This is a genomic window from Pseudarthrobacter sp. RHLT3-21, assembly GCF_059383495.1.
Genome location: NZ_JBWZCI010000062.1, coordinates 1 through 1,297, shown reverse-complemented (window position 1 = coordinate 1,297; position 1,297 = coordinate 1). Strand labels below are relative to the sequence as shown.

The 1,297-nt window shown below is 60.2% G+C and carries 1 protein-coding gene; it reads left to right on the top strand.

The features are described 5' to 3' along the window. Positions 1–69 precede the first annotated feature (69 nt). A protein-coding gene (locus tag AC50YA_RS23080; RefSeq protein WP_494984475.1) for an IS3 family transposase occupies positions 70–1,253 on the top strand; the annotation gives its coding sequence in 2 pieces (ribosomal slippage) (positions 70–331 and positions 331–1,253; 1,185 coding nt in all). Positions 1,254–1,297 lie beyond the last annotated feature (44 nt).

The following is a 1,297-nucleotide window of genomic DNA, read 5'->3' as shown; positions in this document are numbered from 1 at the left end:
TGAGCTGCCGCGGAGTTCTCGGACAGTGGGCCCTCTTAAAATGGGGGTCTACTGAAAGTAGAGATCAGCATGACTGCAGCACGCCGGCGTTTCACCCAGGAGTTCAAAGACGAGTTGTGCCGTGAGGTGATCAACACGTCCAAGCCAATCAAGGATGTTGCCACCTCGTACGGCGTTGGCCCCGAGACTCTCCGCAACTGGCTGAACAAATACCGCGAGGCCAACGGGGGCACCGAGACGGACCTGACGGTGCCGGAACGGGCTCGCCTGAAGGAGCTCGAGAGGGAAAATCAGGAGCTGCGCGCGGAGACTCTATTCCTGAAAAAAGCAGCCGCTTACTTCGCGCGGGAGCAGCGGTAGTGAGCAAGTACGAATACATCGACTCCCAGAAAACTGAGCCCGCCAACCTGAATTCGGTGGTGAAGATGTGCCGCTGGTTAGGCGTCTCAACCTCCGGTTTCTACCACTGGCTGACGCGCCCGCAATCGGCGACCGCCACTCGCCGGAAGGCCCTGATAGCGCGGATCCAACACTATTTCGAGGAGTCCGAAGGCACCTACGGGTATCGTCGAATCCACGCCGACCTCGCGGCGGAACAGACTGAGTGTTCGCCCGAGCTTGTGCGGCAGATCCTGCGCCAGGAGGGTCTCGTGGCCTGCCAGCCGCGGCCATTCCGGGTGACGACCGAGGCCGACGCCTTGGCCGCGGCGAACATGCCTGACCTCGTCAAGCGTGACTTCACCGCCACTCGCCCAGGGGTGAAGTTTGTCGGCGACATCACGTACATCCACACCTGGCAAGGGTTCATCTACCTGGCCACCGTCATCGACTGCTACTCCAAGAAGGTCGTCGGCTGGTCGATCACCGATCACATGCGCACTGAACTCGTCGCCGACGCCCTCAAGAACGCCGCGGCAACGACCCTGATCGAGCCTGACGCGATCTGGCACTCCGACCGCGGCAGCGTGTATACCTCGGCCGGGTTTCGGGCCTTGGTGACCGGCCTGGGGATGCGCTCATCGATGGGACGTACGGGCGTGTGTTGGGATAACAGTATGGCGGAATCTTTCTTCTCGATGCTCAAGAACGAGCGTGTTTACCGGACCGTTTACGCGACGAAATCACAAGCCCGCAGCGACGTTATCCGCTATATCGAGGGGTTTTACAATAGTCGGCGCCGACACTCCGCGCTCGGTTACCGACGGCCTAACGAAGTCCACTATGGTTATCAACAGCCAGCACTGGCAGCGTAGAAGAATTCACCAATTCCGCTGTCCGAAATCCTCGCGGCAGCTCA